This window comes from Microbacterium sp. CCNWLW134, from assembly GCF_037083565.1.
Classification (GTDB): domain Bacteria; phylum Actinomycetota; class Actinomycetes; order Actinomycetales; family Microbacteriaceae; genus Microbacterium.
This window is the reverse complement of record NZ_JBAOJU010000002.1, coordinates 317,678-341,535: the sequence shown is the minus strand read 5'-3', so window position 1 is coordinate 341,535 and position 23,858 is coordinate 317,678. Positions and strand designations below refer to the sequence as shown.

The following is a 23,858-nucleotide window of genomic DNA, read 5'->3' as shown; positions in this document are numbered from 1 at the left end:
TGGTGTTACTTCGCTCCGATCCGGGGGATGCCGCCGTAGGCGCCGACCAGACGCACCGCGCCCCCGTCGACCCCCTTCGCGCCCTGTTCGAACTCGCCGTCCGGCAGGGGGCCGTCGCCGATGACGCCGACCTGCCATGTGGCGATGCCCGTGCGCTCGAGCGCCGCCGTCGCGGCATGCGCTGTCTCGGGGGCGATGACGGCGAAGAATCCGATGCCGAGGTTCCACGTGCCCTCGGTCGCGGTGAGCGAGAGGTCGCCGAGGTCGGCGAGCACCTGGAACACCGCGGGAGGCTCCCACGTCGAGCGGTCGACCTCGACCCAGCTGCCGCGGGGCAGCACGCGCGCGAGGTTGGCGGCGATGCCGCCGCCGGTGACGTGGCTGAGCGCGTGCACCCCGTCGCCGACCTCGTCGATGAGGTCGAGCAGCGGACGGGTGTAGAGGCGGGTCGGTTCGAGCAGGGCCTCACCCCAGGTCATCCCGAAATCGGCGGCCCGGTCGCCGTAGCCGATGCCGGCACCGGCGACGATGTGGCGGATGAGGGAGTACCCGTTCGAATGCGGGCCACTGGAGGCGAGGGCGAGGACGACATCGCCCGGGCGCACGCGCTCGGGCCCGAGAACAGCGGATGCCTCGACGACACCGGTCGCGGCACCGGCGACGTCGTAGTCGTTGGGCCCGAGGAGCCCCGGGTGCTCGGCGGTCTCGCCGCCCACGAGCGCCGCACCCGTCTCGCTGCACCCGCGGGCGATGCCCGCGACGATGTCGGCGATGCGGGCCGGGACGACCTTGCCGCAGGCGATGTAGTCGGTCATGAACAGCGGTCGGGCGCCGACCACGGCGATGTCGTCGATGACCATGCCCACGAGGTCGAGACCGATGGTGTCGTGCTTGTCGATCGCCTGCGCGATCGCGACCTTCGTCCCCACGCCGTCGGTGCTCGTCGCGAGGAGCGGCCGCTCGTATCCGCGCAGCGCCGAAGCGTCGAAGAGACCGGCGAAGCCGCCGACCCCGCCCAGCACCTCGGGACCGTGGGTGCGCGCGACGGCACCCTTCATCAGCTCCACGGCCAGGTCGCCCGCCGCGGTGTCGACGCCCGCAGCCGCGTAGGGATTCTCGGGAGAGGAGGGGGAAGTGTCGCCAGAGATGCGGTCCACCCGCTCAGCCTACCCGCGCCCAAACAGCGGCCTTTACACTGGCGGCATGGGCGGTGCCGGCGGTCCGGAGTGGCTGATCCGCGAGGACGCGGGTCGGCCGGTGCTGATCGCCCTCTACCTTCGACAGGCCCTCGGGATCCGGTCGCCCGACGAGCTGCCGCCGCTTCGTGGCATCCCTCCCCGCGTCAATGATCGGAACGAGAAGGCGCAGGCGCTTCTGGAGCGGCAGTGGCGGGAGTTCTGGGCGCTGACCGTCGAGCCGCAGGCGCACCCGTCGCCCGTGCCGCTCGACCTCGTCGACGGGTTCGGCGTCTACGTCGCCCTGCCCACCGAGGGGATGGACGAGCTGCGCGACGCGATCCTGCCGCACGCGGCGGAGGCCGTCGCCTTCGCTGAGGACGTGCACGCGCGATACAGCCGCGAGGCCGGGTCGCACAGCGCGTATCGCGCGTACGCCAGCGCGATCGCCGAGCACGAGCGGCAGGTGGGTCGACGCGCGCACTCGTTCGAACTGAACGTGCAGGTGCTTCCGCTCGCCCAGCGGGGGGTGTGGTGGATCGGTTCGCTGACGATCGCCGTCACCGACGGGCTGCGCGGTGACATCGCGGCGTTCGACACCGCGATCCACCCGATCATCGCCGAGCTGGCGTGAGGCTCAGTCCTCGCGGGTGAGGGTGTGGTCCACGCGCACCTGACGCGTGCGGCGCGCCGAGGTGCGGTCGAGGATGAGCGCGACGGCGCCCATCACCGCCAGCCCGACGGGGATGAAGATGAGCAGCAGGAACCCGAACACCTGGCCGCTGGAGTACTCCAGCCCGGTGTTGTCGCTCACCTGGGCGGAGCCGTTGAATCCGAAGGTGAGGATGAGGGCGGTGAGGATGCCGAGTGCGGCGCCGACCAGCAGGAAGGCGGAGTACTTCGGCGATCGGCGCACCGACACGGTCTCGACCTCATCCCGGGCGGGGGGACGGAGGTCGGGACGACGCGGCTGATCTGCCATGTCCCCATTCTCCCACCCCGAGGTTCGGGCGGCGTCGCGTCGTGCGGGCGCCGTCGGCGTGGGCGGCGCGTCGTCAGCGGGGTCGCTTCTTCGGGTCGGGATCGGCAGGCCGCCACGGGGGCGGATCGTCGGAGACCGGGCGGCGGAGGTCGTCGACGAGTGTCGTGTCGCGCTGCGCCTGCAGCATCCGTCTCCGCCTGCTGATGACGGCGTCGACGACGAGCACCACGAGTGCGGAGACGAGCAGGCCGAGCCCGGCGAAGACGACGCTCAGCACCCCGGCGACGCGGAATGCGCCCCCGAGGCTGTCGGAGGCGGGGCCGCCGGGGTTGCCGACGAAGACGTAGAGGAGGGCCAGCGCGACGCCCGACAGCACGCCGATGACGAGGAATCGGCCGTAGCGCGGGGAGCGATGGACGACGGCGGGGATGCGCTCCTCATCGACGACGTGTTCGTCGTCGGGGTTTCCCTGCCAGCCGTCGCGGCCGGCGCGGCCGCGCGCCATGCCCTCATTGTGGCACCGGCACGGGGGTGGCGGGGCCGCCGGTGCGAGGGCCGGGGTCAGGGCCGCAGCGGCAGGAGCGCGCTGATGTCGGCGCGGACCCCGGATGCCTGGATGCGGCCGGCGGCGGCGGCATCGGCCCAATGCTCGGCGCCGGTGGCGAGGGCGAGCCAGGTCGCGGCATCCATCTCCACCACGTTGGGCGGGGTTCCGCGGGTGTGCCGCGGGCCCTCGATGACCTGCACCGCCCCGAAGGGCGGCACCCGCACCTCGACCGAATGGCCTGGCGCCTTCTCGGCGAGCAGCTGCAGGAGGTAGCGCACCGCCGTGGCCTGGGCAGGGCGCGGCGCCTCCGGCCGCCGTGCGGCATCGAGCGCGGCGCGCCCCTCGTCGGTGGTGATCTTCCGCGGCATCCTCTCACCGTACGCCGGGCGCCCGTGTTCGAGCGCCCGTGGCGTCTCGGCACGCATCGATAGGCTGGCCGGGTGAGAATCCTGGTCCTCGGCGCGGGAGCCCGCGAGCACGCCATCGTCCTTGCCCTCCGCAGCGAGGAGGCGCAGCACGAGATCTTCGCCGCCCCGGGCAACGCCGGCATCGCCCGCGATGCGACGATCGTCGACCTCGACCCCGACAGCCCCACGGCCGTGACGTCGTTCGCGCTGGCGGAGGACATCGATCTCGTCGTGATCGGCCCCGAAGCACCCCTGGTCGCGGGTGTGGCCGACGCGGTGCGCGAGCGGGGGATCCCCGCCTTCGGTCCGAGTCGCGCCGCCGCGCGGCTCGAGGGGTCGAAGGCGTTCGCGAAGCGCATCATGGAGGCCGCCGGCGTGCCGACCGGACGCGCCCTGCGGGCCCGCACCCTCGACGAGGTGGCCGCCGCGCTCGACGACATCGGCGCACCGCACGTGGTCAAAGCCGACGGCCTCGCCGCCGGGAAGGGCGTCATCGTCACCGACGACCGCGCCGCCGCCCTCGCCCATGCCGAGACGTATCTGCCGACCGGTCCGGTGCTGATCGAGGAGTTCCTCGCCGGCCCCGAGGTGTCGCTGTTCTTCCTCAGCGACGGCGACCGGGTGCTGCCCCTCAGCCCCGCCCAGGACTTCAAGCGCCTCGCCGACGGCGACGCCGGCCCCAACACCGGCGGCATGGGAGCGTATTCGCCCCTGCCGTGGCTGGCCGAGCGTTTCGGCAGCGAGGAGGCCTTCGTCGACCTCGTCACGGCGGAGGTCGCCGCACCCGTCATCGGTCAGCTGGACGCCGAGGGAACCCCGTTCATCGGACTGCTCTACGCCGGCCTCATCGTCACCGACGACGGCGTGAAGGTCATCGAGTTCAACGCGCGCTTCGGCGACCCCGAGACGCAGGTCGTGCTCCCCCGCCTCGCCGAGCCGCTGTCGGAACTGCTGCTGGCCGCCGCGTCGGGCCGGCTCGAAGGCCTCGCGCGCCCACGATTCCGCGATGCCAAGGCCGTGACCGTGGTGCTCGCGAGCGAGGGATATCCCGCGAGTCCGGTCACCGGCCGGGTCATCGAGGGGACGGATGCCGCGGCGAGCGTCGCGGGGGTGCACCTCGCCCACGCCGCGACCCGGATCGAGGGTGACGGCCTCGTCGCCACGGGCGGCCGGGTGCTGAATGTGGTCGCCGTCGCACCGACCTTCGCCGAGGCGCGCGACCGCGCCTACGACGCGATGGGCCGCATCACCCTCGAGGGCGGGCAGTTCCGCACCGACATCGCCGCACAGGCCTGACCCGCGGCGGTCGTCGAGCGAGCGTCACCCCGGTCGCCGGGGGCGCCGCAACGGCCGTGGAGCACGCGAAGCGAGTCGAAACGCTCCTCGCTCAACGACCAGGACAGGCGCCTGAGGCGAACGTCGCGATAATGGGCGGGTGACCCTCCCCTCTGCGCTTCCCGGCTGGCGGCACGTCTACTCGGGTAAGGTGCGTGACCTGTACCTCCCGACCGACGGACCGGACGACCGGATGCTGGTGGTCGCAAGCGACCGGGTGAGTGCGTTCGACCACGTGCTCTCCCCCGGCATCCCCGGCAAGGGCGAGCTGCTCACGCGGCTGAGCCTGTGGTGGTTCGAGCGCCTCGGGGTACCGAACCACCTCCTCGAGGGAGAGATCCCCGCGGATGTGCGCGGGCGGACCATGCTCACCCGGCGCCTGGAGATGCTGCCGGTGGAGTGCGTCGTCCGCGGCTACCTCACGGGGTCGGGCTGGGCCGAGTATCAGCAGCACGGCACGGTCTGCGACATCCCTCTTCCCCCGGGCCTCGGAAACGGCGACCGCCTGCCCGAGCCCCTCTTCACCCCCGCGTACAAGGCGCCGCTCGGCGAGCACGACGAGAACATCTCGTTCGACCGCACCGTCGACCTCGTCGGCCGTGACCGCGCCGAACAGCTGCGCGACGCCTCGCTCGACATCTACCGCCGCGCTGCGGGTATCGCCGAAGAGCGGGGCCTCATCCTCGCCGACACCAAGTTCGAGTTCGGCGTCGACGACGACGGCGTGCTGCGTCTGGCCGACGAGGTGCTGACCAGCGACTCGTCTCGGTACTGGGACGGCGGCGCCTGGGCGAGCGGCACCACGCCCGAGGAGCGGATGGCGAGCTTCGACAAGCAGATCGTGCGCGACTGGCTCGCTGCGAACTGGGACCGCACCGGTGCCCCGCCCGAGCTCCCCACCGAGATCGTCGAACGCACTGCCGCGCGCTACCGCGAGCTGATCGACCGCCTCACCGCCTGAGCCCGCCGCGGCTCGAACGCATCACGCGTTGCGCATCGCCTTCAGCCGCGACAGCAGCGCCGGGCCGGTGCGGTCGAGGGTCCGGCCGCCGACGACCATCCCCACCGCGAAGACGACGGCGCCCATCACGAGCCCGACGAGCCCCGCGATGAGGCCCAGCACCGTGTTACCCGTGAAGAAGGCGATGAGCGCCATCACCACCGACGGCGCCGACAGCACGATCGCGATCAGCCAGATGCCCAGGAAGATGAGTCCCTGCACGAAGGTCACCCCCGGTACCCGTTTGAACGGGTTGTCTCCGGGTGCGGCGACGGGCACCACGAACTGCGCCGAGGTCACCGCGCACACACCGTAGGAGATGCCGAGGACCCCGAGGCTCGCGCCCAGCACGGCGGGCGCCTGCGACCAGTCGCCCGAGACGGCGAAGGGCAGCACGGCCCCTGCCACCGTGAGCGGCAGCGCCAGCGTCGCCGCGGCGAGGGTGCGGCCGAACCGATCGGCGCGCCCCGAGACGCCGGTCGCCAGCTGGGTGCCGAAGGCGGTGCCGTCGTAGGAGATGTCGGCGTAGATGACGATGCCGATCACCAGTGCGATGAGGAGTCCGCTCCAGCTCACGGCGCCCAGCGCATCGCCACCGCGGGCGTAGAACCACAGGATGATCGGCACGAGCGGCACGACGATGAGCTGACGCAGGTATCGGGGGTCGCGCAGCCAGTAGGTGAGCGACCGTGCGTAGATCGCGCCGAAGCCCCCCGTCGGCACACGCCCGAACCACCCGAGCGCGCCGGGCTTCGCGGCCGCGCCGCCCGCGTTCCGCGGCCGCACCAGGGCGTCGCCGAGCGCCCGGCGCCACAGCACCCACAGGATCACCAGGGTGCCCGTCGCGATGAGGAACTTCACGAAGGCCGGCAGATACTCCCCGGCTGCAGCCGCGGCCGGAATCGCCCACGCGGCGCCGAGCGGGGTCCACGCGACGACCTCGACCGCGATCGCCACCGTGTCGATGTTGAGGGCGAACCCGGTGGTGACCGCGATGATGATCGGGCCCGCGAGCACGAGGGGAATGAAGATCAGCACTCCCGCGATCTCACGGAAGCGGCGGCCTCCGCTCAGCCCGACGGCGAGCGACGCCATGGTGCGCGACGCGATGACCGCGGTGAGGATCGCCAGCGGAGTGGCGACGACCCAGGCGACCAGCGAGGCCGGGGTCCGCACCCAGGTGGCGACGGTGGCGAGGGCAGCCACGGAGGTGACGATGCCCGGGATGCCGCAGACCCCCGCGAGGGTCAGCGCGACCATCATCCGGTCCACCGTCATGGGGAAGGTGACCAGCCGGTCGGGCTCGAGGGTCGTATCGACCCCGGCGACGAGGAGGGGGCCGAGCACCCACCCGAGGGTGACAAGGGAGCCCACCCCGACGACGATCGCCGATGCCAGATCCAGCGGTGCCGAGCCGAGCAGCACCAGGCCGATGACGACACCCCCCAGCATCCCCAGCCCGTAGACGCAGCCGAAGAGGAAGCCGACGAGCTGCCAGGGGCTCCGCGCCAGCTGGTTGCCCAGCACGCGGAACCGCAGCCTCAGGAGTGTCGCAACCATTCCGGCCCCTCCCCGTGGCGGCGACCGCCGACCAGCTCGACGAAGCGGTCCTGCAGCGACTGGCCTGCGCGCACATCGTCGACCGTCCCCGCGACGAGCAGGCGGCCGCCCGCGACGACGGCGACGTGATCGCACATGCGCTGGACGAGGTCCATCGAGTGGCTCGAGACGATGACGGTGCCGCCGGTGGCGACATAGCCGATGAGGATGTCCTGGATGTTCGCCGCCGACACCGGGTCGACCGACTCGAAGGGCTCGTCGAGGACGAGGACGCGCGGGGCGTGCACGAGCGCACAGGCCAGCGCGATCTTCTTCGTCATGCCCGCGGAGTAGTCCACGACGAGCACGCCGCCGGCCTCGGTCATGTCCAGGAGCGACAGCAGGTCAGCCGTGCGACGCGCGATCTCGTCGTGCGGCAGACCGAAGAGCATGCCGGTGTAGGTCACCAGCTGCTCTCCGGTGAGGCGGTCGAAGAGCTTGACCCCGTCTGCGAGATTTCCGAGCATGCGCTTGGCCTCGACCGGACTCCGCCACACGTCGACCCCGTGGATGAAGGCCTGTCCCGCGTCGGGCTGCAGGAGCCCGGTCGCCATCGAGAGCGTGGTCGTCTTGCCGGCACCGTTGGGTCCGACCAAGCCGTAGAATGACCCGGTCGGAACGGTGAGGGTGAGTGCCTCGACGGCGACCTTCTCGCCGAAACGCTTGTGCAGACCAGTGAGTTGCATCGCCGCCGAGGGCGGTGCGGTGGTGCGGGAATCGTTCACATCGCTCCGTCCGTCAACGCGCCGGTATATCAGCGCCCGTACAGCATTCCGGAAACCGCTCGCCGCGGCAACTCGAGAGAGGCGCCCCGGCCCCCGATAGGGTGAGTCCCGCCATCCGCGGAAGGAAGACCCACCCATGCCCCTCTGGAAGCTGCACGGAGACGGCCGCACCGTCGCGCCCGGAAGCGTCGTCGGCCCGCAGGAACGCCTCAACTGGGGAGCGACGGTCGCCCTCGGCATCCAGCACGTCATCGCGATGTTCGGTGCGACGTTCCTCGTGCCGGTGCTCACCGGCTTCCCGGTCTCGACCACGCTGCTCTTCTCCGGCGTCGGCACCCTGCTCTTCCTCCTCATCACGCGCAACCGTCTGCCCAGCTACCTGGGATCGTCGTTCGCCTTCATCGCCCCCGTCACCGCCGCCACCGCCTCGCAGGGCATGGGCTCGGCGCTGGCCGGCATCGTGGCCGTCGGAGTGCTGCTCGCCGCGGTCGGCGTCGTGGTGCAGCTCGCCGGTCTCGGATGGATCGAGAAGCTGATGCCGCCGGTCGTGGCCGGAGCCATCGTCGCCCTCATCGGCTTCAACCTCGCCCCGGTGGCGTGGGACAGCTACCAGCAGCAGCCGGTGATCGCGACGGTGACCCTGACCGCCGTCATCCTCTTCAGTGTGCTGTTCCGCGGCTTCCTCGGGCGCATCTCGATCTTCCTCGGCGTCGTCGTGGGGTACGTCGTCGCCCTCCTCGTGGGCGCCGTCGACTTCACCGCCGTCGGTGAGGCCGCATGGGTGGGCCTCCCCGAGTTCCAGATCGCCGACTTCGGCTCCCCCGGCACCTGGAGCGTCATCGCGATGTTCCTGCCCGTCGTGCTGGTGCTCATCGCCGAGAACGTCGGGCACGTCCGCGGCGTGGCGACGATGACGGATGCCTCGGTGAACCGCTCGACCGGGCGCGCCCTCATCGCCGATGGCGCCGCCACCACGCTCGCGGGGTTCTTCGGCGGTTCGGGCACGACGACCTACGGCGAGAACATCGGCGTGATGGCGGCGACGCGGGTGTACTCCACCGCCGCGTACTGGGTGGCCGGAGCCACCGCCATCCTGCTCAGCCTGTCGCCCAAGGTCGGGGCGCTGTTCAACTCGATCCCCGCGGGGGTGCTCGGTGGCGTCACCACCGCCCTGTACGGGCTGATCGGCATCATCGGCATCAAGATCTGGGTCGACAACCGCGTGGACTTCTCCCGGCCCGTCAATCAGTACACCGCGGCCGTCGCCCTGGTCGTCGCCATCGCCGGGTTCACCCTCGAGTGGGGCGATTTCCAGCTCGGGGCGATCGTGCTGGGCACGGCCGCAGCGCTCGTGATCTATCACCTCGGCAACGCCGTCGCCCGGTGGCGGCGGACGGGCGCCGACGACGGCGGCCCGCTTCCGGCGGTGGGACAGCTCGGCGGCGACCCCGTCGAACGCTGAGCCGGGGGGCGCTCAGCTGCGGAGTGGGTCCGCACGGAAGTCAGGTCGAGTCGCGCACCACGAGTTCGGTGCCGAGGATGGTCGCGTGCGGCGGTTGCCGACCGGCCAGAAGGTCGAGGAGCACACCCGCCATCTGCTCGCCCTGCTGCAGCGAGGGCTGACGCATCGTCGTCAGCGCCGGCTGCACCGCCACGGCGATGGGCGAGTCGTCGAAGCCGACGACGGCGACGTCGTCGGGAACGCTGCGCCCGGTGCGGCGCAGCACCTCCACGGCGCCCTGCGCCATGAGGTCACTCGCGACGAACAGCCCGTCGAACTCCACGCCGCTGTAGACGATGCGCTCCATCGCGCGCATTCCGCCGTCGGTCGTGAAGTCGCCGTCCTCGACGGCCACCTCCGTGAGCCCCTCGGCCGCCAGTGCCTCGCGGAATCCTGCCAGTCGGTCGATGCCTGCCGCCATCGTCAGCGACCCCGTGATCGTCGCGATGCGACGCCTCCCCTTCGCGATCAGGTGTGCCGCAGCATCCTTCCCGCCCTGCAGGTTGTCGACGTCGACGTAGTAGTCCAGGGGTCCGAGCCGGGGCGGCCGGCCGCCGTACACGACCGGGAGAGCGCTGGCGATCCGGTCGAGGAACGTGTCGCTCGTGTGGTGCGAGACCACGACCGCCCCGTCGACCGAGCCGCTGCGCAGGTAGCTCGTCGTCTTGTCCCCGGGGTCGTCGCTGGCGATGAAGAGGTTCAAGACGTAGTCGGAGCGGCTGAGACGACGGTTGATGCCCGACACGATCGCCGCGAAGAACGGGTCGCCGAAGAAGCGGGTGGTGTCCTCGGGCACGATGAGCGCCACCGCGTGGGTCTGACGGCTGGCGAGTGAGCGGGCCGCACGATTGGGCACGTAGTTCAGCTGGGCGATGGCGCGGCGCACCGACTCCAGTGCGGACGGGCTCACGGCCGTCGACCCGTTGACCACGCGCGACACCGTGGAGCGGGAGACACCGGCGGCCGCGGCCACCTCTTCGATGGTCGCGGCAGCCCGCGTGGCGTCAGTACTCATCGCCGGTGTCACTGCTCATGGGATGCCTCCTCGCCCGCGGGGCACCCGCCTCGCGGTCGATGCTACGACGCGACCTCCGGGTGGACGTCGTCGAGCTCTCGTGCTGCGATGATACGGCGGTACTCCCGGCCGGAGTCCTTCACCGTGCGCACCTGGGTGTCGTAGTCGACCCGGACGATGCCGAACCGCTTCTCATATCCCCACGCCCACTCGTAGTTGTCCAGCAGCGACCAGTAGAAGTAGCCGCGCACATCGACACCTGCCTCGGCGGCGTCCAGCACCGCACCCAGGTGCGCCCGGAGGAACGCCGTCCGCTCGGCGTCGGGGACCCGCGTCTCGCCGTCGGCGATGATCACCTCGTCGTCGTAGGCCGCGCCGTTCTCGGTGACGTAGAGTGCGACGCCCGCCGGCTCGGCGTACTCGTCCCACGTGCGCTTCAGCAGACGTGTCAGCCCCTCGGGCTGCACCTCCCAGTTCATCGCGGTGCGGGCGAGCTCCCGGTCATGCCAGAAGATCCCGTCGGATGCCGGGAACGGCGACGTCGTCACGCGATCGGTCGGAGCGTCGCCGCGCGGCGGCGCGACGACCGGGGGCGTCCCGCCCACGAGTTCACCGTGGTAGTAGTTCACCCCGAGGGTGTCGAACGGCGTGCCGATCGCGGCGAGGTCTCCGGGCTGCACAGCCTCGGTGAAGACGGCGACGGCCGCGGCATCCTTCTTCTGGAAATCCGCGAGGATGTCGGCCGGATACGCCCCCCGGAAGAGGGGGTCGAGGAACCAGCGGTTGAACTGTCCGTCGATGCGACGTGCCGCGTCGACATCGGCCGGGGCGGTCGGATCAGCGGGATCGGCCACCGTGAGGTTCAGCGTGATGCCGAGGGTCAGCGACGCATCACGCGCGCGGAGCTCGCGCACGGTCTGACCGTGGCCGAGGAGCAGGTGGTGGGAGGCGAGCATGCCCTCGGTCATGCTGAAGTGCCCCGGGGCGTGGATCCCCGCCGTATAGCTGAGGAACGACGCGCACCACGGCTCGTTGAGCGTGGTCCAGACGTTGACCCGGTCGCCGAGTGCGTCGTGCATGTCGAGCGCGTACTCGGTGAAGCGGTCGGCGGTGTCGCGGTTCGCCCAGCCACCCCGTTCCTGCAGCGCCTGCGGAAGGTCCCAGTGGTAAAGCGTCAGCCAGGGGAGGATGCCGGCGTCGAGGAGCTCGTCGACGAGGCGGCGGTAGAAGTCGACGCCGGCGGGGTTCACCGCCCCGCCATCCGGTCGCACGCGCGACCAGGAGGTGGAGAAGCGATAGGTCTGGAGGCCCATCTCCTTCATCAGCGCGACGTCGTCGCGATAGCGGTGGTAGTGGTCGCACGCCACGTCGCCGTTGTCGCCGTTGATGACGGCGCCGGAAACACGGCTGAACGCGTCCCAGATGGAGTCGCGTCGTCCGTCTTCGTGCGCGGCGCCCTCGATCTGATACGCCGCGGTGGCGGCGCCGAAGAGGAAACCGGGCGGGAAGGCGCGGGCGCCGGTGACGTCGAGGCGAGGGTCCTCGGTGAGGTCGATGGTCATGTCAGCCTTTCACTGCTCCTGCCATGATCCCGCTGATGAGCTGCTTGCCCGCGATCACGAAGAGGATCAACAGCGGAATCGTCGCCATCACGGCGCCTGCGAGCACGATCGAGTAGTCGATGTAGTAGCCCGACTGTAGCTGGCTGAGGGCCGTCTGGAGGGTCGGGTTGGATGGGCTCAGCACGATGAGAGGCCACAGGTAGTCGGTCCAGGCCGTCATGAAGGTGAACAGCCCGAGGATCGCCATGGCCGGGCGCGCGGCGGGCACCCCGACGGTGAGGAAGGTGCGGAACTGCCCGGCCCCGTCCACCCGGGCGGCCTCGATCAGCTCGTCGGGGATGACATCGACGAGGTACTGGCGCATGAAGAACACCCCGAACGCGGTGACGAGGGTGGGCACGATGACTGCGCCGATCGTGCCGGTCCAGCCGAGTTCGCGCATGACCATGAACAGCGGGATGATGCCGAGCTGTGTGGGGATCGCCATGGTGGCGATGACGAAGAGCATGAGCCCGTTACGGCCGCGGAACTTCAGCTTGGCGAAGGCGTAGCCGGCGATCGTGGAGAACGTCACGACCGAGACGGTGATGACACCCGAGATGACGATCGAGTTGCCGAGCGCCAGCCAGAACGGGATGGCGTCGAGCACACGGGCGGCGTTGGCGAGGAAGTTGCCACCGGGAATGAGCGGAAGCGTCTCGCCCCGGGTGGCGTTCGTGCCGCTGGCGACGACGAACGACCACCAGAGCGGATAGACGCTGCCGAGGATGAAGGCGGCGAGCAGGCCGTAGGTGAGGAAGCCCGGACGGCTGCCGATGCCGGCGTTGCCGGTCTCGCGACCGCGTCGGCGTCTGCCGGGTCGCTCCGGCGGATCGTTGTCGAGAGTCTCGACCTGCACCGCGGGAAGGGGCTCGGGGATGGTGACACTCATGCGACGCCTCCGTGGGTGCGGGCCTGACGCCGTGCGATGCGGCGTGCTCTGCGGTCGGATCGGGAGTCGGATGTCGCGATGCGACGGGCGATCAGGAAGTTGAGGACGCCGAACAGCACGATCAGAAGGAACAGCAGCCACGCGACGGCGGACGCCTCACCGAGGTTCGTGCGGAAGAAGGCGAGATCCCAGAGGAAGAGGACCATGGTCTGGAACTGGCGGTCGCTCCCGCCGATCCCGCCGGCGGCCGAGACGTCGAACAGGCGCGGTTCGGCGAAGATCTGCAGCCCGCCGATGGTGGCCGTGATGATGACGAAGATCAACGTCGGGCGGATCGTCGGGATGGTGATCGAGAAGAAGCGTCGTACCGGACCCGCGCCGTCGATGGCGGCGGATTCGTACAGGTCGCGCGGAACCGCCTGCATGGCGGCGAGCAGGATGAGGGCGTTGTAACCGGTCCACCGGAAGTTGACCATGATCGCGATCGCGAGATGGCTGAGGAACCGGTCCTGCTTCCACTGCTGGTCGGGGATGCCGAAGATGTTGAGGAGGTTGTTCGCCAGCCCATCGACGTCGCTGAAGATGCTCGAGAAGATGAGCGCGACCGCGACCGGGGTGACCACGAACGGGAGGAGAACGCTCATCCGCCAGAAGGTCGGGGCGCGCAGGCCCCGGTCGAGGAGGTACGCGACGATGAGGGCGATCGTGAGCTGCGGGATGGCCGAGAGCAGGAAGATGCTGATGGTGTTGAACACCGCGTTCCAGAACATCCGGTCGTTCAGGATCTCGACGAAGTTGCCGAGCCCCACGAAGTCGCCCTGTCCCTGCAGCAGGTCCCAGTCGTACAGCGAGACGTTGAGCGTGTAGAGCAGCGGAAAGAGGCCGACGACGCCGAACAGCAGGAAGAACGGGGCGACGTAGAGGTAGGGCGAGGCCTTCTGGTCGGCCTTCGACAGACGCTGGCGGAAGGGGGAGCGGACGGATCGGCGCATCCGATCCTTCGGCTCATCTCGACCGGAATCGGCGGGTGCCGACGCCGGCGACGGCAGAGTCGCGGTCATGTGCAGTTCCTCTCGCGGAGAGATGGTCGGGGCCCCCGGGCTGTCCGCCCGGAGGCCCCGTGTCATCCGATCGGCCTCAGCCGACCAGTTCGTTCAGCAGCTGGAGCGCCCGCTGCCAGGCACCCTGCGTGTCGGTCTCGCCCAGGTCGAGCGCCTTCAGCGCGGGACCGAAGACGTTCTCCTGGATGACGGAGTCCTCCGGGCCCTTGTACTGCGCTTCGACGCCGACGGCGCGCTCGGCGAGGATCGCGCCGGTGGGTGCGTCGTTGAAGAACGGGTTGGGAGTCGCCTCCGCCGCCAGGGTCTCCTGCGCTTCGACGGTGCTAGGGAAGTTGCCCGCTGCGGCGGACTGCTTCACCTGCTGCGCGGGCTGGGTGAGCCAGTCCGCGAGCTTGGCCGCCTCTTCCTTGTGCTCCGACGTCTCGGGAACGGTCAGGAAGGCGCCACCCCAGTTCGCCGGGCCACCGGGGAAGACGTTGGCGAAGTCCCATCCGTTGTCCTCATCGCCACCGGCCCCCTCGATCGAGCCCTTCATGACGCCCAGCATCCACCCGGGGCAGATGAACGTCGCGAATGTCCCGTCGAGGAACGATTCGCCGCTGTTCCAGTCCCATGCCGCCTGTGCCGCCGAAAGCCCGTCCTCGGTCGCCGCGCCCAGAAGCTCGAACCGCTCCTCGAGCTCGGTGTTGCCCTCGACGTTCAGCTCGCCGTCGGTGGTGTAGTAGCCCTCGGGGAGCTGGTTGACCATGGCGTTCCAGACGAAGCCGGAGTGGTCGTACCAGGCGTTCCCGGTGGCCTCGCTGTACTGACGGCCGACGTCGAAGTAGTTCTCCCAGTCGCCCTCGAGAAGAGTCGCGACCTCTTCACGGTCGGTGGGCAGACCCGCCGCCTCGAAGGCGGGTGCGTTGTAGCAGATGCCCTGCGGGCCGATGTCGGTGCCGTAACCGATGACGCGGCCCTCGGGATCGGTCGCCTGGTCGTACTTCCACTCGAGCCAGTCGCTCTTGCGGTCTTCGATGCCGTAGTCGCGCAGGTCGACGAACTGGTCGGAGACGCCCATGATCTGACCGAGCCAGCCCTCTTCGACCGCGACGACGTCGGAGAGTCCTGATCCCGCCCCGATCTTGGTGAAGGCGTCGGTGCGGGCGTTGCCGCCCGTGTCGATGTTGGTGGCCTCGATGGTGATGCCGGGGTTGGCCTCTTCGTACTCGGTGTACAGGTCGTCGTAGCCGAACGTGCCGAAGGTGGTGACCGTGAGGGTGATGTCCTCGCCGGCCTCGCCGCCTGCGGCGTCGCCGCCGGAGGAGCTGCAGCCCGCGAGAACGAGGGCGGTGGATGATGCGATCGCAGCCGCGACGGCCGCTTTGCGCATGGTGGATGACGTCACGATCACTCCTTTGTGGGTGGGTAAGCACGATGCTGTGTCGGCGACACGGTGCAGGTTGACGTTCCCGTGGAACCGCTCCCACGGATTGCGGATGACGCTATGGGATCGCTCTCAGGGCTGTCAAGGGAGCGCTCCCAAGAAGATGGGTAACGATCAGATCACGACGGCGAGCGGGGGGTCGAGCCGTAAGATGTCGGTGTGCCCACCATCGTCGTCGACGTCATGCCCAAGGCCGAGCTGCTCGACCCGCAGGGGAAGGCCGTCGCCGGAGCCCTCACGCGGCTCGGCGTCGACCGCTTCTCGGGTGTCCGGATCGGCAAGCGTTTCGAATTGACCGTCGACGGGGAGGTCGATGACGAGACCCTCGCCACGGCCCGCCGCATCGCCGCCGAGGTGCTCTCCAACGACGTGATCGAAGACGTCGTCGGCGTGGAGGTCGTGGAGTGACCGCCCGCATCGGCGTCATCACCTTCCCCGGGAGTCTCGACGACGTCGACGCCCGCCGCGCTGTGCGTCTGGCCGGCGGTGAGCCGGTCGCCCTCTGGCACGGCTCGCACGACCTCGAAGGCGTGGACGCCCTCATCCTCCCCGGTGGCTTCAGCTACGGCGATTACCTGCGTGCCGGGGCGATCGCCGCCCTCGCGCCCATCATGTCGGAGGTCACCGACGCCGCGCGGGGCGGGATGCCCGTGCTGGGCATCTGCAACGGCTTCCAGATGCTCGTCGAGGCGCACCTCCTCCCCGGCGGTCTCATCCGCAACGCCCACCAGCAGTTCATCCGCCGCGACCAGCGTCTTCGCGTCGAGAGCGCGTCGACGGCGTGGACATCCGACTTCGCCGACGGCGAAGAGATCGTCATCCCGCTGAAGAACGCCGACGGCGGCTACATCGCCGACGCCGACACCCTCGCGCGCATCGAGGGCGAGGGCCTCGTCGCCTTCCGCTACCTGGGCGTGAACCCCAACGGGTCGCTCAACGACATCGCGGGTCTGCGCAACGAGCGCGGCAACGTCGTGGGGCTCATGCCGCACCCCGAGCACGCCGTCGAGGAGGGCTTCGGCCCCGACACCCGCGTCGCGATGCGTTCGGGTGTCGATGGCCGCCGGTTCTTCACCTCGGCGATCGCGTCGCTCGTCGCCGCGGCCTGAGCCGCGCCGAGCGCGTCAGACGGTGCCGGCGGGCGGCCAGACCCCGATGATCAGCGCCATCACGACGAAGGTCGCCAGCTCGTGGCCGATCGTCAGCACGGTCAGCGATGACGGTCGCCCCTCGAAGGCGTCGTGCGTGATGATCCGGGCGGCCGTGAACCCCGCCCACAGGATGATCGCTGTGCCGAGCGCCGCGAGGAGATAGCCGCCCCCGTAGAAGTGCCACGCGATCGCGGTCGCCCCGGCGAGCACCCACGCGCTGATGAAGCTCACGAGGATCGTGACGAGGATCGGGATGACGGCAGTGGCACCGGATCGGTTCATGTCGACGTCGGCAAGTCGGGCCCACCTCGTGCCGAACACCTTCGGCGCATAGAACACCGATCCGACGATGAGCGTCGAGGCCGTGGCGATGAGGACCGCCCAGTAGTTGATCTCGGGAACCATCCGTCATCGGCAGGTGCTGCCGCCTCCTGCGCCAGACCATACTCCGGCCGGCGGTAGCGTGGGAGTGGTGAGTGCGAATCTCGTCGTGTCCGTTCCGACCGCCCAGCTCGCCGATGACCTCCAGCCGGCACCCGACGGCGCGGAGGTGGTCGTGTGGCCGATGGATGGCCCGCCGCCCCGATCCCGGATCGACATCGTCGTTCTGCCCTACATGTCGCTGACCGATGCGGTGCCGCTCCTCGACCAGGTCGAGACCCGCCTCGTGCAGAGCCAGTCGATCGGGTACGACGGCATCAAGGATATTCTCCCGCCGACATATACCTTCGCCAACGCCTCCAGCGTGCACGAAACCTCGACCGCAGAGCTTGCGGTGACCCTGGCGCTGGCCGCGCAGCGACGCGTGCCGGCGTTCGTCCGCGCGCAGGTCGAGGGCCGGTGGGCGCCCGAAGTCGCGGAGAGTCTCGCCGATCGGCGGGTCCTGCTCCTCGGATACGGCGGCATCGGCAATGCGATCGAGGCCCGGCTCGCGGGCTTCGAGGTCGAGCTCGTCCGGGTGGCGTCGCGCCGCCGCGAAGAAGACGGTGTCACGATCCACGGGGTCGACGAACTGCCCGAGCTGCTGCCGCATGCCGAGATCGTGATGGCGTCCCTGCCGGGCGGCGACGCGACCCGCCACCTCGTCGACGACGGGTTCCTCCGCGCTCTTCCCGACGGCGCCCTCATCGTCAACGTCGGTCGCGGGCCGCTCATCGACACCGATGCGCTCGTCGATCACGCGGGCCGTGGCCGCATCCGCGCGGCGCTCGACGTCACCGATCCCGAGCCGCTGCCCGCGGGTCATCCGCTCTGGTCGACCGACGGCGTGCTCATCGTCCCGCACGTCGGCGGCGCGTCGAGCGCGATGCGCCCGCGGATCGCGCGACTCGTCCGCCGTCAGATGGAGCGGATGTCGCGGGGCGAGGCCCCGCTGAACGTCGTCCTCGGCGGCTGACGCCGCCTCCGCCTCACCCGCGCGGCGCGCGCGCTGCCTCCTCGATCAGCTGCAGCAGCCGCGCTGCGACGCTCACCGCGATGACGGCCGGCGCCTTGCCCGACACCTCGGGCACGCCGATGGGCGTGGTCACACGCGCGAGATCGCCGTCGGTGTGCCCCAGCTCGCGGAGCTTCGCCGCGAACCGCCCCCACTTCGAGCGCGAGCCGATCAGCCCGATCGACGCGAGGTCATCGCGTCGGAGCGCCTGGTCGGTGAGGGCCAGATCCTCGACGTGATCATGGGTCATGATGAGCACGTGCGTGCCGGCCGGCAGGTCGGCGATCGCCGCCTCGGGCACCGGGGTGTGACGCACGTGGACGGTCGCGACCGCGTCGGCGAAGATCCCCGAGCGTCCGGGTACCCCGAGCCGCTCCTCGGCCACCATGTCGGCGCGCCCGTCGATGAGCCACAGCTCGATCTCGTGTCGCGCGAGCACCCGGGCGAGCTCCAGTCCGACGTGACCGACTCCGAAGACCGCCACCGTCGGCACCACGCGCACCGGTTCGAGCAGCATCGTCACCTCTCCCCCACAGCACTGCACGCCGTACTCGGTCGCGGCCTTGTCGCTGAGGGTGAGGGTCAGCAGCCGCGGCTCGCTCTCGCCCGCCTCGATCATCTCGCGCGCCGTCGCGATCGCGGTCTCCTCGAGATTGCCGCCGCCGACGGTGCCGAAGAGCCGATCGGGTGAGAAGACCAGCTTCGCCCCGCCATTGCGCGGCGCGTGACCCCGCACCGTGGCGAGGGTGACGAGCACCGCCGGCAGGCGTGCATCGCGCAGCCGGCGCAGTTCGTCGACCCAGTCCATCGGCGTCGCTCTCCGCTAGGGCGCGACAGGGAGCGCGGAGCGCGCCGCCTCGATCGCCCAGAAGACCGCCTCGGGGGTGGCGGGCGAGGCGAGCTCGACGCTGTGCCCCGGCTCGCCGAAGGCGGCGACCGCTTCGCGCAGCGCCTCGCGCGCCGCGAACGCGAGCATGAGCGGCGGCTCGCCCACGGCCTTCGATCCGTACACCGCGCCGTCCTCCCGCGCGTCGACGAAGAGGTGAACGCGGAAATCCTCGGGCATCTCCGAGAAGCTCGGCAGCTTGTACGTGCTCGCCGAGGTCGTCAGCAGCCGCCCGCGGCCGGGACCGTCGGAGGTGTCCCACCGCAGATCCTCGAGGGTGAGCCATCCGGCGCCCTGCACGAACCCGCCTTCGATCTGCCCGCGGTCGATCTGCGGCGAAAGCGAGTCGCCCACGTCGTGGACGATGTCGACCCGTCGCAGCCGGTAGGCGCCGGTGTACCCGTCGACCTCGACCTCGGCCGCCGCAGCACCGTAGGCGAAGTACTTGAAGGGCGAACCCGTCATGCGTTCGATGTCCCACGACAGGCCCTCGGTGCGGTAGTACCCGGCGGCGAAGAGCGGCACCCGCGAGAAGTACGCGGCCAGGGCCACCTCGGCGAACGGCACCGAGCGCTGCAGATGCGGAGCGGTGACCTGCCCGCCGGCGAAGACGAGGTCATCCGGATCGGTGCCCAAGAGCCCGGCGGCGACCGCCGTCATCCGCTCTTTGATCTGCTCGCAGGCGTTCTTCACGGCCGCGCCGTTGAGGTCGGCACCCGACGACGCCGCTGTGGCGGAGGTGTTGGGCACCTTGTCGGTGCGCGTCGGGGCGAGCCGCACCTGGGTGAGGGGCACCCCGAGGGCGGTCGCGGCGACCTGCAGCATCTTGGTGTGAAGGCCCTGCCCCATCTCGGTGCCGCCGTGATTGATGAGCACCGAGCCGTCTTTGTACACGTGCACGAGGGCGCCGGCCTGGTTGTAGGCGGTGAAGTTGAACGAGATGCCGAACTTCACCGGGGTCATCGCGATCGCGCGCTTGACGTCGTCGTGCTCGGCGTTGAACGCCGCGATCGCCGCGCGTCGATCGTCGACCGCCGCTTCGGTGCGGAGGGTCTGCCAGATCGCCGGCATCCGCTCGGCGTCTTTCACCACCTGCCCGTAGGGCGTGTCCTGGCCGGGGGCGTAGAAGTTCCGGCTGCGGAGCTCGTCGGGCTCGATGCCGAGCGCGGGAGCGGTGCGCCCCAGGATGTCTTCGATGAGGAACACCCCCTGCGGACCACCGAACCCCCGGAATGCCGTCTGCGAGGTCTTGTGCGTCTGGGCGACGCGGCCGACGACGTGGACGTTCGGAATCCAGTAGGCGTTGTCGACGTGGCAGAGCGCGCGGCTCATCACCGGCTCCGACAGGTCGAGCGCCCACCCGCCGTCGGAGGTGAGCGTGGCCTCCAACGCCTGCAGGAGGCCGTCGTCGTCGAATCCGACCCGCCAGGAGATGTGGAACGGATGCCGCTTGCCGGTCATCGTCAGATCCTGCGTGCGGTTCAGACGCAGCCGCACCGGGCGCCGGGTGAGGCTCGCCCCGAGTGCGGCGATGGCCGCCAGGCCGTGGGGCTGCATCTCCTTGCCGCCGAACGCGCCACCCATCCGCAGCGACTGCACGGTCACCTGATGCGACGGCAGGTCGAGCACGTGCGCGACGATCTCCTGCGTCTCGCTCGGGTGCTGCGTCGACGACTCGACGAAGACCTGACCCTCGGAATCGATCCGCGCGAGGGACGCGTGGGTCTCGAGGTAGAAATGCTCCTGGCCCGAGAACGCGGTGACGCCCTCGAACACGTGGGGGGCGTCGGCGAGGGCCGCGCCGGCGTCGCCGCGGATGATCGCGCGCTCGGCGCCCTGGAACGAGCCGGCCGCGATGGCCTCCTCGAGGGTGACGATGCTCGGGAGCGGTGTGTAGGTCACCTCGACGGCGGCGGCGCCGAGCCGCGCCGCCTCAGGCGTCTCACCGAGCACCCAGGCGAGGGTGTGCCCGTGGTACATCGCCTCGACGGGGAAGAGCGGCTCGTCGTGCTTGACCCCGGCGTCGTTGACGCCCGGCACATCCTCGGCGGTGAGCACCCGGACGACCCCGGGCACGCCGTAGGCGGGCAGGACGTCGAGGGTCACGCGCGCATGCGTCTGGGTGGACTGCACCGGCCACGCGGTGAGCACCCCCATCGTCTCCACGGCCAGGTCGTCGGTGTACATCGCCCGGCCGGTGACGTGGAGGGCTGCGCTCTCGTGCGCGACCGAGCGGCCGACGACCGGGTCGGCGGGGCGACGGGCGAGATCGCTCATCGGACCACCGCCTCGGCCGTGGGCCTGGGATGCCGAGCGAAGAGCTTGCGCAGAGCGTTCTCGAGCATCGCGGCGCGGTACGCCGCGCTCGCGCGGTGGTCGGACAACGGGGTTCCCTCGGCGCCCAGCACCGGGGCGACCTCGCGCACGGTGGCGAGGCTCCAGTCGCGGCCGATGAGCGCCTGCTCGGTGGCGCGGGCGCGCACCGGCGTGGCGGCGACGCCGCCGAGCCCGATGCGCGCGTCGGCGACGACGCCGCCTCGCAGGTCGAGCACGAACGCGACGGCGACGCTGGAGATGTCGTCGAACCGGCGCTTGGCGATCTTGTGGAACGCGGCGAGCTCGCCGCGGGGTGCGGGGAAGCGCAGGGCGCGGATGATCTCGTCGTCGCGCCGCACCGTCTGCCGGTAGCCGGTGAAGTATTCCTCGAGCGGTACGTCTCGCTCCCCGCCGCGCGAGGCGAGGGCGACGCTCGCGCCGAGCGCGAGGAGCGCGGGCAGCGCGTCGCCGATCGGCGACCCGGTGCCGAGGTTGCCGCCGAGGGTCGCCCGGTTGCGGATGAGCGGTGAGGCGAACTGCGGCAGCAGCTCGGAGAGGAGCGGCACGCGATCGCCGAGAGCGGCGGCGATCTCGGTGAGGGTGAGCGCCGCGCCGATCTCGATCTCGTCGTCGTCGATACGGAAGGCGCGCAGCTCGGAGAGCCGGTCGATCGCGACGACGAGCGGGCCGCGCAGCCCGCGAAGGTTGACGTCGACGCCCCAGTCGGTCGCGCCCGCGACCAGGCGCGCCTCGGGTTCGCTCGCGAGGAGGGCGACCGCCTCGTCGAGGGTCGCCGGGCGGACGAACCGGGCGCCGTCGACGGTGACGTCAGTGGGGACGGGGTCCGGGGCCGGATGCCGCAGACGCGCCGCCAGCGGATCGTCGCCCTCCGGCATCCCGAGCTCGTATGCCGCATCGCGAATGGGCCGGTAGCCGGTGCAGCGGCAGAGGTTGCCGCTCAGCGCGTGCAGGTCGAATCCGTTCCCCCCCACCCCCGCGAGGGTGCGCTCCCCACCCGCGAGGGTGCGCTCGTCGCCCGCGAGGGTGCCCTCGTCGCCCTTCGGCGCGCGATCGCGCCGGTAGTACTCCCCGGCCATGCTGCAGACGAAGCCGGGTGTGCAGTAGCCGCACTGCGACCCGCCGCCGGCCGCCATCGCCTCCTGCACCGGGTGCAGCTCCTCCGGAGTGCCGAGGCCCTCGGCGGTCACGATCTCCTGACCGCGGAGCGCCTGGGCGGGCACGAGGCACGAGTTCACCGCGGTCCACGCCGCGCCAGCGGAATCCGCAGCCGGCGTCACGATGAGCATCGCGCACGCGCCGCACTCGCCCTCGGCGCACCCCTCTTTGCTGCCCGTCAGTCCGCACGAGCGAAGCCAGTCGAGGGCGTTGGTGTGCACCGGCACGCCGTCGAGCGAGCGGAGCGCACCGTTGACGGTGACCTCGTTGTCAGTGACCGCAGCCACCGGTCCTGCATCCACACGGTCTTCAGCCACGAGCGCGCTCCATCTTCGCGATTGTACGGGCCGCACGAGCCGAGCGGACTCCTCGCTCCGCGCCCACCCGCCGCATCCGTCACACGTCCGAAACACCCCGCGGACTCGGGCGAAATGTCGGCGCCTTACCGTCGCCTGATCACATCCCTGAGCTCCACCTGCACAAGAAAGAGCCAACACCCGATGGCAACACACAGCACCCTGGGCCGCCGCGGCCGTATCGCCGCCGGCGCCGCCGCGTTCCTCGCCTCCGCCCTCGTCCTCACCGGATGCGCCTCCGCCGCCACCACCACCGCGGCCGCCGGCGGCGAGCCCGGAGAAGAGGCCTCGTTCGGCGAGATCAGCGTCCAGTACTCGTGGATCAAGAACGAGGAGTTCGCCGGCGAGTTCTACGCCTACGAGAACGGCTACTACGACGAGGCGGGCTTCGACGAGGTGATCGGCATCTCAGGCCCCGACACCGGTGTCGCCAAGCTCCTCTCCGGCACCGTACAGGTCGCCCTCAGCGACGCCGCGTCGGTGGGCGCCGCGATCGCCGAGGAGGAGGCTCCGCTGAAGATCATCGGCGCGACCTTCCAGAAGAACCCGTTCACGATCCTCTCCCTCGCCGACGGCGGCAACATCACCACCCCCGAAGACCTCGTCGGCAAGACGATCGGCGTGCAGGACTCCAACGCGTCGGTGTTCGCCGCCCTCCTCAACGCCAACGACATCGACCCCGCCGACGTCAACGTCGTCCCGGTCGACTTCGACCCGACCCCGCTGATGAACGGCGACGTCGACGGCTTCATGGCCTACCTCACCAACGAGGCCCTGACCGTCGAGCTCGCCGGCTACGAGGTCACCAACCTCGCCTACGCCGAGAACGGCGTGCCCTACGTCGCCGAGACCTTCACCGTCACCGACCAGTACCTCGCCGAGAACGCCGACCTGCTGAAGGCGTTCCTCACCGCCGAGATCAAGGGCTGGACCGAGGTCTTCCAGCAGCCGGTCGATGACACGGTCACCCTCGTCGAGAAGTACTACAACGCGGCTGCCGCGGAGTCGTCGGAGGGGCTCGAGGCCGTCTTCGGGGCGCTCGACCCTGAGAAGACCGCGCTCGGCATCGAGGCGCAGAACCTCCTCATCTCCACCGAGGAGACCGAGGCGAACGGCCTGTTCACCATCTCCGACGCCCTCAAGGAGCAGACCGTGGCCTCGCTCGCCGCGGCCGGCTGGGAGGTGTCGGTCGACGACCTGTTCGACACCACGATCATCGACGAGATCTACGAGGAGAACCCCGAGCTCATCGACTACCTCCCGTAGCCCGAG

The 23,858-nt window shown here is 70.5% G+C and carries 23 protein-coding genes; 8 read left to right on the top strand and 15 right to left on the bottom strand.

Annotated elements, in window-relative coordinates; all coding sequences use genetic code 11:
* Positions 1 to 5: 5 nt before the first annotated feature.
* Complete coding sequence (gene purM, locus V6S02_RS12215) at positions 6 to 1,157, bottom strand: phosphoribosylformylglycinamidine cyclo-ligase (protein WP_240638716.1); 1,152 nt, start codon at positions 1,155 to 1,157, stop codon at positions 6 to 8.
* Positions 1,158 to 1,203: 46 nt separating this feature from the next.
* Between purM and V6S02_RS12210 the strand changes: the two genes are divergently transcribed.
* On the top strand, positions 1,204 to 1,809 hold the full coding sequence (locus tag V6S02_RS12210) for a zinc-binding alcohol dehydrogenase (RefSeq protein WP_336401074.1): 606 nt from the start codon (positions 1,204 to 1,206) through the stop codon (positions 1,807 to 1,809).
* Positions 1,810 to 1,812: 3 nt separating this feature from the next.
* Here the strand turns inward: V6S02_RS12210 and V6S02_RS12205 are convergent, their stop codons facing one another.
* The 3 genes from V6S02_RS12205 to V6S02_RS12195 form a co-directional block, all read right to left on the bottom strand.
* The gene (locus tag V6S02_RS12205) at positions 1,813 to 2,157 is read right to left on the bottom strand and encodes a potassium transporter Trk (protein ID WP_124292137.1); all 345 of its coding nucleotides are present in this window, start codon (positions 2,155 to 2,157) and stop codon (positions 1,813 to 1,815) included.
* A 73-nt stretch (positions 2,158 to 2,230) separates the two neighbouring features.
* Entirely contained in the window at positions 2,231 to 2,662 is a 432-nt protein-coding gene (locus tag V6S02_RS12200) for a hypothetical protein (RefSeq protein ID WP_124292136.1), read from the bottom strand.
* Positions 2,663 to 2,718: 56 nt separating this feature from the next.
* A complete protein-coding gene (locus V6S02_RS12195; protein WP_336401073.1) occupies positions 2,719 to 3,072 on the bottom strand; it encodes a sterol carrier family protein in 354 nt (117 codons plus the stop codon).
* 72 nt (positions 3,073 to 3,144) lie between these two features.
* Between V6S02_RS12195 and purD the strand changes: the two genes are divergently transcribed.
* Both purD and V6S02_RS12185 read left to right on the top strand, forming a co-directional pair.
* Positions 3,145 to 4,407, top strand: coding sequence for a phosphoribosylamine--glycine ligase (gene purD, locus V6S02_RS12190; protein WP_336401072.1), 1,263 nt, complete (start codon positions 3,145 to 3,147; stop codon positions 4,405 to 4,407).
* A gap of 139 nt (positions 4,408 to 4,546) precedes the next feature.
* Positions 4,547 to 5,407, top strand: coding sequence for a phosphoribosylaminoimidazolesuccinocarboxamide synthase (locus V6S02_RS12185; RefSeq protein WP_336401071.1), 861 nt, complete (start codon positions 4,547 to 4,549; stop codon positions 5,405 to 5,407).
* Between the two features lie 21 nt (positions 5,408 to 5,428).
* On the opposite strand, the gene V6S02_RS12180 is transcribed toward V6S02_RS12185, so the two are convergent.
* Both V6S02_RS12180 and V6S02_RS12175 read right to left on the bottom strand, forming a co-directional pair.
* On the bottom strand, positions 5,429 to 7,006 hold the full coding sequence (locus tag V6S02_RS12180) for a hypothetical protein (protein WP_336401070.1): 1,578 nt from the start codon (positions 7,004 to 7,006) through the stop codon (positions 5,429 to 5,431).
* Positions 6,988 to 7,731 carry an ABC transporter ATP-binding protein gene (locus tag V6S02_RS12175; protein WP_336401659.1) on the bottom strand — a complete coding sequence of 248 codons (744 nt, stop codon included), beginning with the start codon at positions 7,729 to 7,731 and terminating at the stop codon, positions 6,988 to 6,990. The genes V6S02_RS12180 and V6S02_RS12175 overlap by 19 nt, the downstream gene beginning before the upstream one ends.
* Positions 7,732 to 7,906: 175 nt before the next feature.
* Here V6S02_RS12175 and V6S02_RS12170 point away from each other — a divergent pair, with 175 nt between their 5' ends.
* Positions 7,907 to 9,232: a uracil-xanthine permease family protein gene (locus tag V6S02_RS12170; RefSeq protein ID WP_124292131.1), complete on the top strand. Its 1,326-nt coding sequence runs from the start codon at positions 7,907 to 7,909 to the stop codon at positions 9,230 to 9,232.
* Between the two features lie 40 nt (positions 9,233 to 9,272).
* Here the strand turns inward: V6S02_RS12170 and V6S02_RS12165 are convergent, their stop codons facing one another.
* From V6S02_RS12165 to V6S02_RS12145, 5 genes are all read right to left on the bottom strand, one after another.
* Positions 9,273 to 10,286 carry a LacI family DNA-binding transcriptional regulator gene (locus tag V6S02_RS12165; RefSeq protein WP_124292130.1) on the bottom strand — a complete coding sequence of 338 codons (1,014 nt, stop codon included), beginning with the start codon at positions 10,284 to 10,286 and terminating at the stop codon, positions 9,273 to 9,275.
* 62 nt (positions 10,287 to 10,348) lie between these two features.
* Positions 10,349 to 11,848, bottom strand: a complete 1,500-nt coding sequence (locus V6S02_RS12160) for a GH1 family beta-glucosidase (protein ID WP_336401069.1) — start codon at positions 11,846 to 11,848, stop codon at positions 10,349 to 10,351.
* Position 11,849: 1 nt separating this feature from the next.
* Positions 11,850 to 12,779, bottom strand: coding sequence for a carbohydrate ABC transporter permease (locus V6S02_RS12155; RefSeq protein ID WP_141935964.1), 930 nt, complete (start codon positions 12,777 to 12,779; stop codon positions 11,850 to 11,852).
* Positions 12,776 to 13,840, bottom strand: coding sequence for a carbohydrate ABC transporter permease (locus tag V6S02_RS12150; RefSeq protein ID WP_124292127.1), 1,065 nt, complete (start codon positions 13,838 to 13,840; stop codon positions 12,776 to 12,778). The genes V6S02_RS12155 and V6S02_RS12150 overlap by 4 nt, the downstream gene beginning before the upstream one ends.
* A gap of 76 nt (positions 13,841 to 13,916) precedes the next feature.
* The gene (locus V6S02_RS12145) at positions 13,917 to 15,212 is read right to left on the bottom strand and encodes an ABC transporter substrate-binding protein (RefSeq protein ID WP_141939962.1); all 1,296 of its coding nucleotides are present in this window, start codon (positions 15,210 to 15,212) and stop codon (positions 13,917 to 13,919) included.
* Between the two features lie 213 nt (positions 15,213 to 15,425).
* Between V6S02_RS12145 and purS the strand changes: the two genes are divergently transcribed.
* Together purS and purQ are read left to right on the top strand one after the other, a co-directional pair.
* Positions 15,426 to 15,674 carry a phosphoribosylformylglycinamidine synthase subunit PurS gene (gene purS, locus V6S02_RS12140; RefSeq protein ID WP_124292126.1) on the top strand — a complete coding sequence of 83 codons (249 nt, stop codon included), beginning with the start codon at positions 15,426 to 15,428 and terminating at the stop codon, positions 15,672 to 15,674.
* Positions 15,671 to 16,375 carry a phosphoribosylformylglycinamidine synthase subunit PurQ gene (gene purQ / locus V6S02_RS12135; RefSeq protein ID WP_336401068.1) on the top strand — a complete coding sequence of 235 codons (705 nt, stop codon included), beginning with the start codon at positions 15,671 to 15,673 and terminating at the stop codon, positions 16,373 to 16,375. The genes purS and purQ overlap by 4 nt, the downstream gene beginning before the upstream one ends.
* A gap of 15 nt (positions 16,376 to 16,390) precedes the next feature.
* On the opposite strand, the gene V6S02_RS12130 is transcribed toward purQ, so the two are convergent.
* The gene (locus tag V6S02_RS12130; RefSeq protein WP_124292124.1) at positions 16,391 to 16,822 is read right to left on the bottom strand and encodes a DUF1761 domain-containing protein; all 432 of its coding nucleotides are present in this window, start codon (positions 16,820 to 16,822) and stop codon (positions 16,391 to 16,393) included.
* Between the two features lie 67 nt (positions 16,823 to 16,889).
* On the opposite strand from V6S02_RS12130, the gene V6S02_RS12125 reads away from it, so the two are divergent.
* The gene (locus V6S02_RS12125; RefSeq protein ID WP_336401067.1) at positions 16,890 to 17,813 is read left to right on the top strand and encodes a 2-hydroxyacid dehydrogenase; all 924 of its coding nucleotides are present in this window, start codon (positions 16,890 to 16,892) and stop codon (positions 17,811 to 17,813) included.
* 13 nt (positions 17,814 to 17,826) lie between these two features.
* Here the strand turns inward: V6S02_RS12125 and xdhC are convergent, their stop codons facing one another.
* The 3 genes from xdhC to V6S02_RS12110 are packed head-to-tail and all read right to left on the bottom strand — an operon-like array spanning position 17,827 to position 22,517.
* Positions 17,827 to 18,660: a xanthine dehydrogenase accessory protein XdhC gene (xdhC, locus tag V6S02_RS12120; RefSeq protein WP_336401066.1), complete on the bottom strand. Its 834-nt coding sequence runs from the start codon at positions 18,658 to 18,660 to the stop codon at positions 17,827 to 17,829.
* 15 nt (positions 18,661 to 18,675) lie between these two features.
* Positions 18,676 to 21,015: a xanthine dehydrogenase molybdopterin binding subunit gene (gene xdhB, locus V6S02_RS12115; RefSeq protein WP_336401065.1), complete on the bottom strand. Its 2,340-nt coding sequence runs from the start codon at positions 21,013 to 21,015 to the stop codon at positions 18,676 to 18,678.
* Complete coding sequence (locus tag V6S02_RS12110) at positions 21,012 to 22,517, bottom strand: xanthine dehydrogenase small subunit (RefSeq protein ID WP_336401064.1); 1,506 nt, start codon at positions 22,515 to 22,517, stop codon at positions 21,012 to 21,014. The genes xdhB and V6S02_RS12110 overlap by 4 nt, the downstream gene beginning before the upstream one ends.
* A 213-nt stretch (positions 22,518 to 22,730) precedes the next feature.
* Between V6S02_RS12110 and V6S02_RS12105 the strand changes: the two genes are divergently transcribed.
* Positions 22,731 to 23,852, top strand: a complete 1,122-nt coding sequence (locus V6S02_RS12105; RefSeq protein ID WP_336401063.1) for an ABC transporter substrate-binding protein — start codon at positions 22,731 to 22,733, stop codon at positions 23,850 to 23,852.
* Positions 23,853 to 23,858 lie beyond the last annotated feature (6 nt).